The following is a 2,321-nucleotide window of genomic DNA, read 5'->3' on the forward strand; positions in this document are numbered from 1 at the left end:
GATATAATGTGATGCATCGAAACCAAAAGAACATATTCTGTTTCATTTAGCCATAGTAAGCTTACATGTAATAGAGGACCTCTTTCTAAATCGAATGGACGCCTAGTTTCCTCTAAGATAAATCTCTCTACTTCTGTTTCTTTCTCTATTTCTGCAATCTCCCGAAAATCTATTAATGATAATGGAATGTGAAGAGTTGGAGAAATAATTTGTACCGGTCCATCTTCATCCTTAAACGTTGTTCTTAGCGCCTCATGTCGTTCAACAAGTTGATTTATGCAAATTTCCAATGCTTGTTTATCTAGCTCTCCATCTACTCGAAGAACTGAAAAAATATTATAGGCTATACTTTCTGGTTCTAATCGATTCAAGAACCACAACCGCTTCTGTGTAAATGAAAGAGGTATTTTTCCCTCTCGAGATACCGGTAGGATTTTCTCGTTATTATGCTTTAGCCCTAATTCTAGTTCATTCTTCTCTTCTCTATCAGAAAATGTAACTTTAGAAACCAACCCAGCAATTGTTGGATTATCAAACAATTCCCGAAGAGAAATTTCTGTATCGAAGGTAGAGCGTAAACGGGATAAAAGCTGTGTTGCCAAAAGTGAATGGCCGCCGCATTCGAAAAAATTATCATAAATACCTATTTTTTCAACATGCAATACACTCATCCAAATATCTGCTATTTTCTTCTCAAGTACTGTGCGCGGTGCTATGTATAATGCCTCCTGTGCACCAGTCATCTTAGGTTCAGGTAGCGCTTTGCGATCCACCTTTCCATTGTGATTCAACGGAAACGCCTCTAGGAACACATAAGCTGTAGGCACCATATATTCTGGCAGTAACTCTTGTAAGTATCCCTTCACCTCATTCGAACACATTTCTTTTCCAACCTCTAGGACTACATATGTTACAAGATTCTTATCTCCCTTCTTATCTTCATAGACTACTGCTAATGCTTCCCGTACTGAAGGATGCTCCAGGATAACCCTCTCAACCTCTTCTAATTCAATTCGAAAACCTCGAATTTTAACTTGGTGATCAATACGCCCTAAATACTCAATATCTCCATTAGCTAGCCAACGTACTAAGTCACCAGTTCGGTACATCTTCACTCCAGGTTCCCAAGGGCAAGTAACAAACTTTTCTTCACTTAGATCATGACGATTTAAGTAACCACGAGCAACTCCACTACCAGCAATACACAATTCTCCAGCTATTCCAACTGGCTGAAGACTTAACTGTTCATTCACGATATAAGCCTGTACATTAGGCAATGGCTTACCTATTGGAATACTCCCAAGTTTAGTATCATCTCCCATAGAATAGTTTGTTGCATAGATAGTAATTTCTGTTGGCCCGTATAGGTTTTCCAGACACACATCATGGAACATTTCCTTGAAATTGTAAGCTACTTTCTTTGGAAGAACTTCTCCTGCCACAAACACGTACTTTAATGCCGGTAAACTCCTATCATTACAATCTTTAAGCAACTGAACAAAAACATTTAACAATGATGGTACAAAATTTACATGTGTCACATTTGATTCACGTAATACCTCTAGCAATTTCTCGGGATCTTTTTCTGCTTCCGGCTCAAGTATGACCAGATGGCCACCGCCACGAACCCAACCAAATAATTCACTTACAGATACATCAAAAGCAAACGGTGTTTTTAGTAAATAAGCATCCTCAGCTCCAAATGGATACCTCTCCTCTAACGATGTTAGAATATGCATCAGATTACGATGCTCAATCATAACGCCCTTTGGTTTTCCTGTAGAACCTGACGTATAAATGACATATGCTAGATCATTAGCTCTGTTCACAGATGCTAAATTGCTTTCGTCCTTAGCGTAAGAAGCCTCATCGTCTAAATTCAGCTTTTGGTAGTCATCGTCCAATCTATCCATGAACTTTTCTTGCATGAGCACCACTTCGCTGTGGCTATCTTCAAGAAGGTACTTCACCCGCGCCTGAGGATACTTTGGGTCAATTGGTATATAAGCACCTCCCGCTTTGAGAATAGCGAAAATTCCGACAATCATTTCTATCGATCGCTCTGCCATAATTGCAACAAAGCTATCCGGTTGAACCCCTCTGTCTCTAAGGGTTCTTGCTAAACGGTTCACCCTTGCATTAAATTCCTGATAAGTAAGGGATTTTCCATCGCCTACAATTGCTCGTGCCGTTGGCCTTTGAGCAACTTGAGTTTCAAACACATCTATAAATTTAAGACTCGAGCCAAAATCAAACTGTGTTTTATTATAATTAGTAATCCATTTGCTATCACTTGATGTCAAAAGGTCAATATCTAGCTT

1 protein-coding gene is annotated in these 2,321 nt (G+C 39.2%); it reads right to left on the minus strand.

All coding sequences use genetic code 11. The features are described 5' to 3' along the window. On the minus strand, positions 1–2,321 hold a 2,321-nt coding region (locus ACWF79_RS34710; RefSeq protein WP_453732170.1), incomplete at both ends, for an amino acid adenylation domain-containing protein.

The organism is Streptomyces sp. NPDC054975 (assembly GCF_053609105.1).